The organism is Actinomarinicola tropica (assembly GCF_009650215.1).
GTDB lineage: Bacteria > Actinomycetota > Acidimicrobiia > Acidimicrobiales > SKKL01 > Actinomarinicola > Actinomarinicola tropica.
In genome coordinates, this window is record NZ_CP045851.1 from 1911583 (window position 1) to 1926774 (window position 15192).

Consider the following 15192-nt stretch of genomic DNA (forward strand, 5'->3'; position numbering starts at 1 on the left):
GGACCTCACTCATCGATCGGACGACCCCAGCTGCTCCACGAGCTCGGCGGGGGTCTCGCAACGCTCCAACAACCTACCGACGTGGGCGCGCGTTCCACGGGACGGTTCCATCATCGGGATGCGCCGCAGCGGGTCCTGCCCGACGTCGAAGACCATCGAGTCCCAGTTGGCCGCGACGACCGAGTCGCGCCAGCGGCGGAGGCAGGTGCCGCGGAAGTAGGCGCGGGTGTCCTCCGGCGGCTCCTCGATGGCGGCGGTGGCCGACGCGTCGTCGACCAGCTGCTCGAGGCCGAGGCGGGAGGCGAGCGAACGCTCGACGCGCAGGTCGTGGTACTGGAGGTCGAGCGCGGCCAGGCGGGGGTGGTCCCAGTCGAGGCCGTCGCGCTCGCGGTAGCGCTCGATGAGCGACAGCTTGGCCGGCCAGTCGAGGCGGTCGGCGAGCCGCATCGGGTCGGCCTCCAGGTCGGTGAGGACCTCCTCCCACCGGACGAGGACTTGCTTGCCGACCTCCTCCCCCACGACGTCGAGCCCGCGTGCCGCGGCGTAGGCGCGGGCCCGCTCGAGGAGGTGCCACTGCACCTCGAGCGCCGTCGTGGTCGTGCCGTCGGCCAGCGGCAGGGGACGCCGGAGGCCGAGGTCGTAGGAGACGTGGCGGAGGGCCTGCACGGGCGCGGCGAAGCGGATCTCGCGCTCGAGCCAGTCGTCCTCGATCATCGCGAGGACGATCGACGTGGTCCCGACCTTCAGGAAGGTGGCCAGCTGGGCCATGTTGGCGTCGCCCACGATGACGTGGAGCCGCCGGTACTTCTGGGCGTCGGCGTGCGGCTCGTCGCGGGTGTTGACGATCGGCCGCTTGAGGGTCGTCTCGAGCCCGACCTCCTCCTCGAAGAAGTCGGCGCGCTGGGTGATCTGGAACGGGACCTCGTCGCGTCCGATGCCCGGGACTTCGGACCCGACCTTGCCCGCGCCGCCGAAGATCTGGCGCGTGACGAAGTGCGGGGTGATGTGGGTGACCACGCGCCCGAACGGCACGAGCCGGTCCATCAGGTAGTTCTCGTGGCAGCCGTAGGAGTTGCCCTTGCCGTCGCTGTTGTTCTTGTAGACGACGATCTCCTGGCCCGGTGGGAGGCTCGACGACGCCGCGGCCATCGAGCGCCGGAGGATCAGCTCGGCGGCCCGGTCGTAGCGCACCACGTCGAGGGCGTCGCCGCACTCCGGCGTGGAGAGCTCGGGGTGGGCGTGGTCGACGTAGTACCGGGCGCCGTTGGTGAGCACGGTGTTGACGAGGTGCGTCTCGACCTCGGGTGCGAGCGAGCCGAGCGAGGAGGCGTCGCCCCGCGCGTCGTTGCCGGGGGACTCGTCCTCGAAGTCCCACCCGACCGGCGCCGTGCGGCCGGCTCGGGGCGGCGTGGTGGCCGCGATGTACGCGTTGATGAGCGTCGAGGAGGCCGCGATCGGGTTGGAGTCGTCCGCGCCCCGGACGACGATCCCGTACTCGGTCTCGATCCCGACGATCTTGCGCGTGGCCACGTCGTGACCCTACCTGTGGGGGACGAACGACCCGCCGCGACTAGAGGTACTGGCCGGTGGCGACGCGCTCGATGGCGCGGCCGCCCTCGGGCTCCTCCCGCTCCTTCTGCACCAGGGTGCGGACGTAGACGATCCGCTCGCCCTTCTTGCCCGAGATCTTCGCCCAGTCGTCGGGGTTGGTGGTGTTCGGGAGGTCCTCGTGCTCCTTGTACTCCTGGCGGATCGAGGCGAGCAGGTCGTCGGTGCGGATGCCGGGCGGCCCGCCCTCGATGACCCGCTTGATCGCCAGCTTCTTCGCCCGGCGCACGATGTTCTCGATCATGGCCCCGGACGAGAAGTCCTTGAAGTACATGATCTCCTTGTCACCGTTCTGGTAGGTGACCTCGAGGAACTGGTTCGCCTCGTCGGCGCGGTACATCTGCTCGACGGTGTCCTCGATCATCGAGCGGACGGCCTTCTCCGGGTCGCCGCCGCCCCGGGACGCGATCTCGTCGGCGTCGATCGGCAGGTCGGAGGTGAGGTAGCGGGCGAAGATCGAGGCCGCCGACGTCTCGTCGGGACGCTCGATCTTGATCTTCACGTCGAGGCGGCCCGGCCGGAGGATGGCGGGGTCGATGAGGTCCTCACGGTTGGAGGCGCCGATGACGATGACGTTCTTCAGGGTCTCGACGCCGTCGATCTCGGCGAGGAGCTGGGGCACGATCGTCGACTCCATGTCGGAGCTGATGCCGGTGCCACGGGTACGGAAGAGCGACTCCATCTCGTCGAAGAACACGATGACGGGCCAGCCCTCCTCCGACTTCTCGCGGGCCCGCTGGAAGACGAGGCGGATCTGGCGCTCGGTCTCGCCGACGTACTTGTTGAGCAGCTCGGGGCCCTTGATGTTGAGGAAGTAGCTGCGGGCCTCGTGGTCGCCGCTGACCTCGGCGACCTTCGTGGCGAGCGAGTTGGCCACGGCCTTGGCGATGAGCGTCTTGCCGCACCCGGGCGGCCCGTACAGCAGGATCCCCTTCGGGGCGGGCAGTCGGTACTCGGCGAAGAGCCGCTGGTGGAGGAAGGGCAGCTCGACGGCGTCGACGATGGCCTCGATCTGCTGGTCGAGGCCGCCGACGTCGGCGTAGGAGATGTCGGGCACCTCCTCGAGCACGAGCTCCTCGACCTCCGGTCGGGGCAGCCGTTCGAGCACCAGGCCCGAGCGCGGGTCGAACAGCATCGTGTCGCCCGAGCGCAGCCGCTGGACGTCGAGCCCCTCGACGATGTCGACGACGCGCTCCTCGTCGGCCCGGCCGACGACGAGGGCCCGGCGACCGTCGGCGAGCACCTCCTTCAGGGTGACGACCTCACCGGTGCCCTCGGGTCCGCGGGCGAGCACGACGTTGAGCGACTCGTTGAGCACGACCTCTTGGCCGCGGGACAGCTCGACGTCACGGAGCTCGGGGTGGAGCTCGACGCGCATCTTGCGCCCGCCGGAGTGGACGTCGATGGTGCCGTCGTCGTTGTGGCCGAGGTAGGTGCCGTACGCCGACGGCGGCTGCGTGAGCTTCTCGACCTCCTCGCGCAGGGCGGCGATGTGCTCTCGCGCCTCGCGCAGGGTGTAGGTGAGCTTCTCGTTCTGGGAGATGGCCTGCGCCAGCTGGCCCTTGGTCTCGAGCACCCGCTCCTCGAGCGTGCGGACGCGCTTGGGCGCGTCCTGCAGGCGGCGGCGCAGGTTGCCGACCTCCTCCTCGTAGGCCGACGCGATCTCGCGCAGCTCGGCGAGGTCCGCGTGGGCGAGCCGGGCTGCGAGCTCCTGGGGCTGCTCGGCGGGGCGGTCGACGCTCTCGTCATCCACGAGGTCGAACCTACACGGATGACCCCGAGAGCGGGCGCCGCCGGGTTTCCCTGCCGATTTCCGTGTTTATTCCCGGTTGCGGCTACACTGCCCCCACGACCCGCGGCAGCCTCGACGCTGCGGCGGCAGCCCCCCAAACCACCACAGCGAGGTGCCACTCCCATGGGCATGAAGGTCTGGATCGACCAGGATCTCTGCACCGGCGACGGTCTCTGCGAGGAGATCGCCCCCGACGTCTTCACCCTGCTCGACGACGGGCTGGCCTACGTGAAGGAGGGCTCGAAGGTGTACTCCGACCCGGGTGGCCCCGAGGGCCTGGCCAACGTGCCGGCCGGCCAGGAGGACGCCGTCATCGAGTCGGCCGAGGAGTGCCCCGGGGAGTGCATCTTCATCGAGGTCGAGTGATCCGCTGACCGACGTCCGGTCGCAGTTCGAGGAGGGTGGACGCCACGGCGTCGACCCTCCTCGTCGCGTCATGGGCCACCATGGCGTCCCGGCGACGCCGACCCGGTGGCGTCGCCCCACGAGGAGGAACGGATGCGAGATCGACCTGCGGCGCGCGCCGGCACCGGCACGACGTTGCTCGTCGCCGCGCTGCTCGTCGTCCCGACGGCCTGGACGCTCGTGCGTTCCCTGTCCGGCGCCTCGTGGCTCGTCGGCTCGGCGACGTCGACGGTCGTCAACGCCGCGGTGTGGATCGTGGGCGTCACGCTCGGCACGGTGGTGGTCGCCGGGTTCCTCACCTGGCTGCTCGCTCCGCTCCGGCGCCGGGCCTGGTTGACGTCGCTCCTCCTCGTCCCGGCGGCCTCGACGCTCGCGACCGTCGCCGTGGTCTGGAGGGCGACGTTCGCGTTCCGCCCGGACGGACGCGGCCAGGTCGGCCTGGTGAACGAGGTGCTGACGACGGTGGGGCTCTCCCCCGTCGCCTGGCTCACCCAGGAGCCGCTCGTCAACACGGTCGTGCTCGCGACGTCCCTCGTCTGGGTGCTCGCAGGGCCGGCGACGGCGCTCCTCCTCGCCCGGCTCGACCAGGGGGCGGGAGGACCGACCCGCCGGTCGCCGCACGACCTCGTCGTGGAGCTGCGGCCCACCGGAGCGCTGGTCGCCGTCGTCGCCGCGGTCGTGGCGGCGCGCAGCTTCGACCTCGTGTGGGTCGCGACGTCGGGCTCCTTCGGCACCCACGTGCCGGCCACCCGCGCCGTCGACCTCTCGCTGGTGGCGTCGCAGCCCGGCCGCGGTGCCGCCCTGGCCTCCCTCGTCGTGGTGATCTCCCTCGCCCTCGGGGCGGTCGGCTGGTGGGTCCTCGGCCGCCGCGGCGGCCCACACGCCGGCGCGGGCACCGGCCGGCGGGGTCGCCACCGGCGCCGCTCGCGCGACGCGACCGGCGACCGACGTGACGGGCTGCGCACGGCGGCGGCCTGGGTGGTGGTCGTCCTCGCGCTGCTCCCGGTCGTCGGCCTCGTGCTCGACGCCGCCCGGCCCGCCGAGGACGTCGCCAGCTCCGGTTGGTGGACCTGGCCGACCTCCCCCGACCTCGACCCGACCTCGCTGCAGGCCGCACTCGACCCCGACGTCGGCGGCATGTGGCCCGCCGTCCTCGACTCGCTGCTCGTCGCCGTCCCCGCCACCGCCCTCGCCCTCGCGGCCGGTCTGCTGATCGGGCGTGGCATGGAGGTTCGGGGCGGTGCCGACGACCGTCGGCGGCGCACGGCGCTGGTCGCCCTGGTGCTCCTCCCGGCCGTCGCCGTCGTCCTGCCGGTGGCGCGCCTGGCGGCGGACGTCGACGTCACCGCCGTCCGGCTCGGCCTCGTCTGGCTCGTGCTGGCGGCGCTCACCTCCCCGATCGTCGCCCTGCTCGACGTCCGCAGCCGACCAGCGCGACGGGCGCCGGGCGACGTGGTGGCGCTGGCGGCCGTGCCGTTCGTGGTCGCCTGGAGCGACCTGCTCGTCGGTGGCACCGTCCTCGGCGGCACCGAGGCCACCGTGCGACCGGTGACGCTGCAGCTCGCCGAGCTCGTGTCGCGCCGTGGCGAGGAGCTGCACCTCGTGGCGGCGGCGGGCGTCGTGGCCGCCCTCGTCCCCGTCGTCGTCGTCCTCTCGACGTGGCGTCGCCTCCTCGACGTCGCCACCCGGACGCCCGACGCTCAGAGCGAGGTCACCGCGTAGCTGCCCGGGGCGGTCGCCTTCGCGCGGTACATCGCCTGGTCGGCCCGCTGCACCGCGGCGGTGGGGTCCTCGCTCGCCGGGTGCGACAGCGCGACGCCGATCGAGGCGCTCACCCGCACCTCTCGGCCACCGACGTCGATCGGCGCCGCCGCCACCTCGGTGAGGCGGTCGGCCACGACGCTCGCGGCGGCGTCGTCCACGTCGCGCAGCAGGATGGCGAACTCGTCGCCCCCGAGGCGGCAGACGAGGTCGTCGGGACGTCCACCGGGACGCGACCGGACGTTGTCGTCGAAGCGGGTGGCGATGACGCGGAGCACCTCGTCGCCGGCGTCGTGCCCCAAGGTGTCGTTGACCGGCTTGAAGTCGTCGAGGTCGACGAAGAGCACGGCGAACCGCTCGCCGATGCCGACCGACAGCTCCTCGAGCGACTCGCCGAGGCGTCGCCGGTTGGGCAGCCCGGTCAGCGGGTCACGACGGGACTGCTCACGCAGCCGCTCCTGGAGCCCGTGCCGCACCGTGACGTCGTGGCAGGTCAGCAGGAGGCCCCGCACCTCGGCGTGGTGGCGCAGGTCGCTGGCGTGGACGTCGAACCACCGCCACCGTCCGGCGGCGTCCTCGACGCGGATGTCGGTCGCGCCGCCTGCTCCGGACCGTCGGCTCCCCACGAGAAGGTCCACGATCCGGTCGCGGTCGTCGGGGTGGACCAGGTCGATCAGGCCGGACCCGAGCCGGAAGCCGGGCGGGTACCCGAGGAGGTGCTCGACGGCCGAGCTGATGAAGCGGACGTCCCCGCGCCCGTCGAGCACGAGGATGAGGTCGTGGGCGTTGCGCAGCAGCGCGGTCAGGCGCGCCTCGGACCGGCGCACCGCACGCTCGCGACGGTGGTTGGACACCGCCAGGCCGAGGATCGTGGCGGCGAGCACGCCGCCGTAGCTGAGGTCGCGCCGGGTCGTGCCGACACGCAGGTCGGCGAAGAACTCGTCCTCGGGCACGGAGAACGCCAGGTACGTGCGCTCGTAGGACGACGTCATCGGCGAGACCGCGGCGAAGGTGCCCTCCGAGGACAGGTCGGCGACGTCGTCGACCTCGATCTCGGCGAGGTCGGCGGGATCGGCGAGCTGCGTCCCGATCAGGTCCGGATCCCACGAGGCGTAGACGCGGCCGTCCGCCGAGAGCAGCGACCAACCACCGTTCGGCTGCCCTGACGACCCTCCCTGCTGCAACGCCGCCTGGCTCGGACCGTCGCGGAGGGACAGGCCGAGGGCCAGGACCCCGGCCACCTCGCCCTCCCGCTCGATCGGCACCAGGTAGTAGCTCCGCGGCGTGTCGGCGTCGGCGACCGAGGCCAGCTGCTGGGCGTGGCCGTCGAGGACGCGGGGCCATGCGGGGTGGTCGGCACCGACCGCGGCGGGGTGATCAGCCGGGAAGGAGGCGACGACGTCGCCGCCCGGGGAGAGGAGCAGGGCGGTGGCACCCTCGCCCATGCGATCGGAGGTGGCGAAGGCCTCGAGGACGGCCGCGTCGACCGGTCCCCCATCCAGGGACCAGGGGGCCGACGTGACGGTGCCCGTGAGGTGCTCGGCCGCGTAGGCGTCGGAGTAGAACGCCGCGGCGCGCACCACGAAGCGGCTCTGCTGCTCGACGCGCTCCTCCTCGGCGGCGACGCGCCGTTCGTCGGTCTGGCGGAGCCCGAACCAACCGATGAGCGCCACGAGCAGCGCAGCGACGACGACGGGTGCGCTGGCGACGAGCCGTCGACTGGCCGCCGGCCCACCGGTCGGGCCCGGCGGACCCGACCGGGTCTCCTCCTCGGTCGTCGCCTGTGCGGAGGGGCATCCATCGACCGCGGCGGACGGGACGACGTGCACCGACAGGGGCGGCGGGGCGACGAAGGCCTCCTCCGATGCCGCGACGACCGAGCCCCGACCGAGCCGCTTGGCCTCGTACATCGCCTCGTCGCCGATGCGGATCAGCTGGTCGGCGGTGAGGACGTCGTCCTCGTCCCGGACGACCGCGAGCCCGACGCTGGCGTCGATGTGCACGATGTTCGTCCCGACGGCGATCGGGGCGCGCAGCGAGGTGCGGAGCGCCTCCGCGAGCTGTCGGGCCGCGTCCTCGTCCATGCCCTCGGCGACCACGACGAACTCGTCGCCACCGAGGCGCGCCGGCCATGCCGCGGGGCCGGCGACGGCGCGGAGCCGCCGTGCGACCGTCTCGAGCACGGCGTCGCCGGCGTCGTGGCCGAGCGTGTCGTTGACCGGCTTGAACCGGTCGAGGTCGATGTACAGGAGGGCGACGGACCGGACCGGCCCCGCGGCGAGGAGCTCGTCGAGGCGCTGGCCGAGGAGCGGCCGGTTCGGCAGCCCCGTCAGCCGGTCGTGCGTCGTCTGGTGCAGCAGCTCGTCCTGGAGCTCCTTGCGCGCCCCCACCTCGTGGCACGTGAGGAGGATCCCACCGACGTCGGGATCGTCGCGCAGGTCGCGCGCCTCGACGTCGAACCACCGTCGGGTGCCGTCGGCGGCGAGCAGCTCGACGTCGTGCAGCGGTCCCCGCCCGGGCTCGGCGAGGAGCCGGTCGAGGACGTCGCGGTGCGCCTCGTGTGCCAGCTCGCGCAGCGGCCGGCCGACCCACCGGCGTGCGTCGTGGCCGAGCAGGCCCTCGATCGCGGGGCTGACGAAGCCGAGCACGCCCGTCTCCGTGGTGACGAGGACGAGGTCCTGGCTGTTGCGCAGGAGCGCACGCACGCGCGCCTCCTCCCTGCGGGCGGTCCGCTCCCGCAGGTACTGCGTCCCGGCCACCCCGCCCACGGCGATGACCAGCAGCACGACGAGCGTGCGGTTCCGGCCCCGCTCGGCCTCGCGCAGGTCGCCGTAGAGCAGGTCGGTCTCCTGATCGAAGACCAGGCCGAAGCCGCCCCGGAGCTCGATGCCGGCGTACGAGTGCTCGACGCCGTCGCGCAGCGCCGTCCAACCGCTCACCTCGTCGGGCGAGAGCGCGGCGACCTCCTGCGGGGTGAGGACGGCGGTGCCCAGGCGGTCCGCGGACCACGCGTTGTAGGCGACGCCCCGGCGGTCGACGACCGCGAAGCCGCCGGGCGCGCCGTTGAGCGACCCCAGTTGCTCGAAGAACGCCTGCCCGACCGACCCGTCGGCGACGCGGGTGACGACGACGACCGCCCACGGCGAGGGCTCCCCGATCGGCACGAGCGTCGCGACCGCGGTGCGGCCGTCGACGTCGATGACGTCGCTCGTGGCCGCTCGGCCCGAGAGGGCCTCGTCCCACGCGCCGCCGAGGTCCTCTGCCGTGAGTGCGCTGCCGTCCGGCTGGGCGGCGACGAGCTCCCCGCTCCGGTCGATCAGGGCCACGACGCCCGCGTCCTCACCCGTCCGGAGCGAGGCGAGGAGCGCCGCGTTGCCCGCGGGGTCGTCAGGAGCGAAGGGCGTCCGCTGGACGAGGTCGGAGAGCGACTCGGCGTCGCTCGCGTCCTCGGCGTTCTCCTTCAAGCCGTCGATCGTGTGCACCCGCGACGCGAACCGGGTGCGCTCGGCGACCGCCAGGTTGTCGGATCCGATCCGGAGCGCGATGCCGCCGAGGACCGCGATCACGATCAGCGCGCCGAGCGCCGGGATGGCGCGGCGCACGGCGAGAGCCGCGACAGGAGCGTTCACACGTGGCAGGTCGGCGGCGACGGCCCTCTGATCAGCCTCCGGTCAGAAGTTGGGCCGTTCGTCCCTGCCTCAGTCCCAGATCGCGGCGCCCGTCGATTGGTCGAAGAAGTGCAGGCGGGCGGTGTGGATGCCGAGCTCGACGGTGTCGCGCAGCTTGACGCGGCTGCGCGGATCGAGCTTGGCGACGCACTTCGTCTCCCGCTCGGAGCCGACCTCCTCGACCGCGTCGGGGTCGCCGGTCTCCGCGGCCGGGGCGTCGACCGTGAAGTGGGCCATGATCTCGGACCCCAGCGCCTCGACGAGCTCGATCTCCACCCGGATCCGCTGATCCTCGGGGATCGTGGGGTCGAGCTCGAGGTCGTCGATGTCCTCGGGGCGGATGCCGACGATGACGCGTTGGCCGGCGTAGCCCCGCAGGCCCGGGCGCCGCTCGAAGCTCGCCGGGTCGAGGGCGACCTTCTGGCTGCCGATGTCGACCGTGAGGTTGCCGTCGTCCCCCGTCAGCTGCGACTCGAACAGGTTCATCGACGGCGAGCCGATGAACGCGGCGACGAAGAGGTTGTGGGGCCGGTCGTACATCGTCTGGGGGGCGTCGATCTGCTGGAGGACGCCGTCCTTCAGCACCGCCACCCGGTCGCCCATCGTCATGGCCTCGGTCTGGTCGTGGGTGACGTAGATGGTCGTCACGCCGAGGTTGCGCTGGATGCGGGCGATCTCGGCCCGCATCTGGACCCGGAGCTTGGCGTCGAGGTTGGAGAGCGGCTCGTCCATGAGGAAGGCGGCGGGCTGGCGCACGATGGCGCGACCCATGGCCACGCGCTGGCGCTGGCCGCCCGAGAGCTGGCCCGGCTTGCGCTCCAGGTTCTCCTCGAGCTCGAGGATGCGCGCCGCCTCGCGCACGCGGGTGTCGATCTCGTCCTTCGGCATCTTCTTGAGCTTGAGGGCGAAGCCGATGTTGTCGAACACCGTCATGTGCGGGTACAGCGCGTAGTTCTGGAAGACCATCGCGATGTCGCGGTCCTTCGGGGGCACGTCGTTCACGATGCGCCCACCGATGGTGAGCTTGCCCGACGTGATCTCCTCCAGCCCGGCGATCATCCGCAGCGCCGTCGACTTGCCGCAGCCGGACGGGCCGACGAGGACGAGGAACTCGCCGTCCTCGACCTCGAGGCTCAGCTCGTGCACGGCGTGGAACCCGTTCGGGTACACCTTGTCGATCTGGTCCAGCACGACCTCGGCCACCGGCACCCCCTGAGCGCTCGTCGTCGGCTCCCGACCGTAGCGCACGGGCCCGGCCGGCAGCGGGTGCGTCAGTGCAGGCAGCCGTCGGTCGCGACGGCGTCGGGACCGGCCGCGTCGAGGGCGGCGACGACCTGCGGCGTCGAGAGGGCGTAGGCCACCCCGTCGGTGTCCGGCGCGATGGCGAAGGCCAGGCCGACGACCTCGCCGTCGCCGTCCACGAGCGCCGCACCCGAGTCCCCCGGGCTGAGCTCGGTGGCGACGAACAGCACGTCGCGCTCCACCCGGTCGCGATCGTAGATGTCGGTGCCGGTGGCGGTCACCCGGCGCGCCAGCTCGAACGGCGCGATGCGGAGGTCGCCCCCGTTCGGGTGGCCGAACACGCCGCCCACGTCGCCGACCTCCCCCTCGACGAGGGCGAGGGCCGGACGGTCGAGCCCCGGCACGCGCAGGATCGCGACATCGGTGGCCGGATCGAAGTGGACGACCGTGGCGTCGAGCGACTCGCCGTCGTCCCTCACGACCGAGGTGTCGTCCTGGCCCGCCACGACGTGGGCGTTGGTGACGACGAGCCCCTCGGCGGCGACGAAGCCGCTGCCGAGCTGGATGCGCCGGCACGCCGTGCCCTCGACGCGCACCACCGAGCGGCGGACGGCGGCTGCCGCCTCCTCGTCGAGCCCGGTGGCGGTCGGCGGTGCGACGAGGTCGGGGGTCGGGTGCAGCGCGTTCCACACCCGGGGGAACTGGTCGGCGCCGATCACCCGCCGCAGGGCCTGCACGCCGTCGGGCGGCGGGGGGAAGACGTCCTCGATCGCCCTGGCGATCCGCGACGTGCGCGCCTGCTCGGCGGGGACGTCGGAGAAGTTCGTCATCAGCGGCACGAGCAGCCAGACGGCCACCAGCACGCCGAGGCCGCCGACGATCGCCCCCGCGGCGCGGTCGACCGGGTTCAGCGCCTCACCCGACACCGCGGAGCGCAGCCGGTTGCCGACCACGAGGCCGAGGAGGGAGCCGATGGACACGCCGGCGACGATGACGCCGCCGCCGGTGAGGGCGAGGCGGAGCGCGCCCGCGCCCTCGATCCGGTCGACCACCCACGGCAGGGCGCGCAGGGCCACGAGGAGCCCGGCGCCGGCACCCAACCACGACGCCACGCGCGTGAGGAAGCCCAGCCGCCACCCCGCAGAGGCCGCCGCCGCGACGCCGAGGACGATGAGGAGGTCGAAGAGGTTCGGCACGCCCTCCGGTCCCGATCAGGCCCCGACGAGCCGGGCGTGGGTGAGGAAGCCGGTGTGGCCGACCATGCGGTGGTCCGGCCGGACCGCCTGGCCCTCGATGTGCCAGCCGCGGTGCAGCACCTCCACCGTCGCAGCCATGTCGAAGTCGCTCTTCTCGAGCGCCTCGCGGAGCTGGCTCGCCTGGGTGATCGATGGCGTGTAGGCGACGAGGATGCCGCCGGGGGCCAGGGCCTCGGCGGCGTGGGGCACCACCTGCCACGGCTCGGGGAGGTCGAGGATCACGCGATCCACGTCGCGCTCGTCGATGCCCTCGTAGCAGTCGCGCTCCTGGACGTCGTAGCGCTCGAGCGCCTCCGGACCGAGGAAGGTCTCGACGTTGCGTCGGGCCCGGTTGGCGAAGTCGGAGCGCAGCTCGTAGCCGGTGACCAGCGCGCCGGCCCGCAGCAGCGCCATCGACAGCGCACCCGACCCCACGCCGGACTCGAGGATCCGGGCGCCGGGGAACACGTCGGCGAGCATGAGGATCGGCCCGAGGTCCTTCGGGTAGATCACCTGGGCGCCGCGAGGCATCTTCAGGACGAACTCGGCGAGCGTCGGCCGCACGACGAGGTAGCGGGACCCTCGCGTCGAGGTCACCCGCACCCCTTCGGGGCCGCCGATGATGTCGTCGTGGGGGACGAACCCGCTGTGGGTGTGGAACTCGCCGCCCTCCTCGAGGGTGACGAGGTACCGACGCTTCTTGCTGTCGAGCATGAGGACGCGCTCGCCCGCGGCGAGGGGTCGGCTCATCGGTGGGCGCCTCTCCGGCCGATCGTGACCGGCTGTGCGCCGGCGGCCTTCTCGACGAGGCGGCAGAACGCGCACACCTCGGACGGGGTGGGGGCTCCGCAGCGCTCGCAGCTCAAGAGCGCGCCCTGCTCCTCGGCGATCCCGTCGCGGAAGCGCTCGGAGGCCCGGGCGAGGAAGCCGAAGTAGAAGTCGTGCTTGGCACCGGGCGAGCGGGCCTCGATCTGGTTCAGCGCCTCCTTGTAGTGGAGGTGCCGGTTGCCCTCCGCCATCGGGCACTCCTCGACCTGGTACTCGATCCCCCGCAGCACGCAGTAGGCGGCCATCTCCCGTTCGCCCAGGCGCACGAGGGGCTTGACCTTGCGGGGGAAGCCGTCACGGGCGGCGAGGACGGGGAGCTGGCGGGCCAGGTACTCGTCGTGCCAGTGCAGGACGTTGCCGAAGAGCACCGCCGCCTCGTCGTCGAGGTTGTGGCCGGTGGCCACGGCGTCGTAGCCGCCGTCGATCGCCGCCTTGTCGAACAGGTGCCGCTTGGACAGCCCGCACGCGGAGCAGGGCGCGCGCCGTGCGGCCCGCGCCCCCGTGGGGACGTCGTAGCCGTACTCCTCCCGCAGGTCGACCTCGATGAGGCGGGCCCCACGGGACGCGGCGAACGCACGGGCGTAGGTGCCCGACTCGTCGCTGTAGTCCCCGATCCCGAGCCCCAGGTAGAGGCCGTCGGCCTCGTAGCCGAGCTCGAGGAGCAGGTCCCAGAGGGCCAGCGAGTCCTTGCCTCCCGAGACCGCGACGAGCACCCGTTCGCCCGGCCGGAGCATGTCGAACTCCTTGACCGCCTTCGCGACCTGGTCCCGGCACAGCCGGAGGAAGTGCTCCCGGCAGAAGTTGGCGTTGTGGCGGCGGATGTCGATCACCGCCGGCTCACGGCAGGCGCGGCACTTCACGACGGCACCTCCCGGTCGAGGGCCCCGCCCGAGATCACCGGACGCACCTCGATCTCGTCGTCGGCGGCGAGCATCGTGTCGCCGGGGACCAGTTCGTCCCCGCGCACGACGATCACCGACTCCCGGTGGATGTCGAGCCGGTCGAGGACGACGTTGACCGTGGCCGGACCGGAGACCTCGACGGTCCGACGGGGGTTGCGGAGCAGGACCTTCACCGCTCCATCATGGCAAGCGCCCCGGGGGTCGAGGTCAGCGGCCCCGACGACGGCGGGTCGGCTTGCCCCGCCGGTCGAACGTCGTGTGGTCGACGAGCAGGGTCTGGCCGGGCTCGATGACGCTGCGGTACACGACCTCGGGCTGGGGGTGCCGCACCTCGTTGGCCTTCCGGAGGAGCCACACGCCGGCGGCGAGCGCCGCCCAGTTGCGGGTCGATCCCCCCGCCATCGCCCTGGCCACGGCGAGGCGCTGCAGGCGGCGGAGCATCAGACCCTGCGGATCTCGACGACGGTGGTCTTCTTGCGCCCACGACGCCGCCCGAGGCTGTAGGCGACGAGCACGACGCCGACGACGACGGCGACGCCGACGACGGCCGCGATGCCCATCGCCTGCTCCTTGCGGTCGTCGACCTCGCCCTCGAGCGACCGGAAGCCGGCCTCGAGGTCGTCACGGGTGATGCGTCCGCGGTCGGTGGCCGTCATCGCGCACCCCGGGAGATGCGGGAGACCAGGAGGGCGATGACGACGCCCAGGCCGAGGATCGTGAACACGTAGGGCAGGAACGACAGGTTCCCGGTCATCCAGGAGACCTCGGCGTGCTGGAGGCCGCGCAGCAGGGCGAGCCCGAGGAGCATGACGCCGAGTCCGAGGAGCAGCGCGCCGCCGATCCCGAACCCGAGGTCGCGCCCGAGGTTCCGCAGCGGGTCGATCGTCTCCTGCTTGGCGTAGTCGACGATCAGGGTCTTCAGATCGGCGAAGGTCTCCGCCGGAGACTGGTTGGGGGCCACGTCGCTCCTTCTCGGCCGGCGTCGTCGGCCCCTTCCTACTGGCAGAGGGCCCCGGAGGCAACCGTGCTCAGGGCCCGCCGAGGGCGATGCGGGCCCGCATGAGCTCGATCGCCTCGCCGAGCAGGACGGCCGCACGCTCGAGGCGCTCGCGCGCGCCGGGCACCTCGAGGAGCGCCTGGCGGTCGGCGGGGCCGAGCGGGCCGGCGGCGACGACCTGGAAGCTGGCGGTGACCGGGTCGTCGGACAGGTCGACGGTGGCGGGGACCGGCGCCTCCCCCAGCTCGGTGGCGACGGCGAGGGCCTGTCGCACGAGCGTCACCGCCGTCGCGCGCAACCCCTCCAGCTCGTCGGACGGGGTCGCGTCGTCGGCATCGGGCCAGTCGGTCACGAGGGCGCGCGGGTACGGCTCGTCCGGCAGCCAGCGCGCCACCTCGATCCGCCGCAGGCCCACGGTGACGAGCCCCCACCGCCCGTCGTCGGTGCGCTGCGCGTCGATGACCCCGGCGACGGTGCCGACCGACGTGCGGGCGTCGCCGCCGCCGACCTCGCTCCCCCGTTCGATGAGGACGACTCCGAGCTCGCGCGCCTCGGTCGCCAGCACGGCGTCGACCAGCTCGCGGTAGCGGGGCTCGAAGACGTGGAGCGGCAGGACGGCGGTGGGGACGAGGACGGTCCCGAGGGGGAACATCGCCATCTCGCGCGGCTCGGCGGTCACCGGCCCACGGTAGGCCCGCGCGGGTGGTTGTGACCTCGCGCCCCGACAGTTAGGGTCTCTAACCGTTGCTCGTGC

At 72.9% G+C, this 15192-nt stretch carries 14 protein-coding genes; 2 read left to right on the forward strand and 12 right to left on the reverse strand.

What is annotated here, in order from left to right:
• Positions 1-9: 9 nt before the first annotated feature.
• Together dop and arc are read right to left on the reverse strand one after the other, a co-directional pair.
• The gene (gene dop / locus GH723_RS09425; RefSeq protein ID WP_153759406.1) at positions 10-1530 is read right to left on the reverse strand and encodes a depupylase/deamidase Dop; all 1521 of its coding nucleotides are present in this window, start codon (positions 1528-1530) and stop codon (positions 10-12) included.
• 40 nt (positions 1531-1570) lie between these two features.
• Complete coding sequence (gene arc, locus GH723_RS09430; protein WP_195210214.1) at positions 1571-3361, reverse strand: proteasome ATPase; 1791 nt, start codon at positions 3359-3361, stop codon at positions 1571-1573.
• A 168-nt stretch (positions 3362-3529) separates the two neighbouring features.
• Here arc and GH723_RS09435 point away from each other — a divergent pair, with 168 nt between their 5' ends.
• Together GH723_RS09435 and GH723_RS09440 are read left to right on the forward strand one after the other, a co-directional pair.
• A complete protein-coding gene (locus tag GH723_RS09435; RefSeq protein WP_153761160.1) occupies positions 3530-3766 on the forward strand; it encodes a ferredoxin in 237 nt (78 codons plus the stop codon).
• Between the two features lie 132 nt (positions 3767-3898).
• Positions 3899-5527, forward strand: a complete 1629-nt coding sequence (locus GH723_RS09440) for a carbohydrate ABC transporter permease (protein ID WP_153759407.1) — start codon at positions 3899-3901, stop codon at positions 5525-5527.
• Here the strand turns inward: GH723_RS09440 and GH723_RS09445 are convergent.
• The 10 genes from GH723_RS09445 to GH723_RS09490 form a co-directional block, all read right to left on the reverse strand.
• A complete protein-coding gene (locus tag GH723_RS09445; RefSeq protein ID WP_153759408.1) occupies positions 5506-9195 on the reverse strand; it encodes a diguanylate cyclase domain-containing protein in 3690 nt (1229 codons plus the stop codon). The two genes, GH723_RS09440 and GH723_RS09445, sit on opposite strands and share 22 nt — an antisense overlap.
• Positions 9196-9264: 69 nt before the next feature.
• Positions 9265-10437: an ABC transporter ATP-binding protein gene (locus GH723_RS09450; RefSeq protein ID WP_153759409.1), complete on the reverse strand. Its 1173-nt coding sequence runs from the start codon at positions 10435-10437 to the stop codon at positions 9265-9267.
• A gap of 68 nt (positions 10438-10505) precedes the next feature.
• Positions 10506-11672, reverse strand: coding sequence for a MarP family serine protease (locus tag GH723_RS09455; RefSeq protein WP_153759410.1), 1167 nt, complete (start codon positions 11670-11672; stop codon positions 10506-10508).
• Between the two features lie 15 nt (positions 11673-11687).
• Complete coding sequence (locus tag GH723_RS09460; RefSeq protein ID WP_153759411.1) at positions 11688-12461, reverse strand: tRNA (adenine-N1)-methyltransferase; 774 nt, start codon at positions 12459-12461, stop codon at positions 11688-11690.
• On the reverse strand, positions 12458-13399 hold the full coding sequence (locus tag GH723_RS09465) for an ATP-binding protein (protein WP_153759412.1): 942 nt from the start codon (positions 13397-13399) through the stop codon (positions 12458-12460). The genes GH723_RS09460 and GH723_RS09465 overlap by 4 nt, the downstream gene beginning before the upstream one ends.
• A complete protein-coding gene (locus tag GH723_RS09470) occupies positions 13396-13614 on the reverse strand; it encodes a MoaD/ThiS family protein (protein WP_153759413.1) in 219 nt (72 codons plus the stop codon). The genes GH723_RS09465 and GH723_RS09470 overlap by 4 nt, the downstream gene beginning before the upstream one ends.
• A 34-nt stretch (positions 13615-13648) precedes the next feature.
• Complete coding sequence (locus GH723_RS09475) at positions 13649-13882, reverse strand: hypothetical protein (RefSeq protein ID WP_153759414.1); 234 nt, start codon at positions 13880-13882, stop codon at positions 13649-13651.
• Positions 13882-14097 (reverse strand): hypothetical protein, encoded by a 216-nt coding sequence (locus GH723_RS09480; protein ID WP_153759415.1) that lies wholly within the window; start codon positions 14095-14097, stop codon positions 13882-13884. The genes GH723_RS09475 and GH723_RS09480 overlap by 1 nt, the downstream gene beginning before the upstream one ends.
• Complete coding sequence (locus GH723_RS09485; protein ID WP_153759416.1) at positions 14094-14402, reverse strand: phage holin family protein; 309 nt, start codon at positions 14400-14402, stop codon at positions 14094-14096. Before GH723_RS09485 ends, GH723_RS09480 begins: the two co-directional genes overlap by 4 nt.
• A gap of 67 nt (positions 14403-14469) precedes the next feature.
• Complete coding sequence (locus tag GH723_RS09490; protein ID WP_153759417.1) at positions 14470-15117, reverse strand: LON peptidase substrate-binding domain-containing protein; 648 nt, start codon at positions 15115-15117, stop codon at positions 14470-14472.
• Positions 15118-15192: the final 75 nt, after the last annotated feature.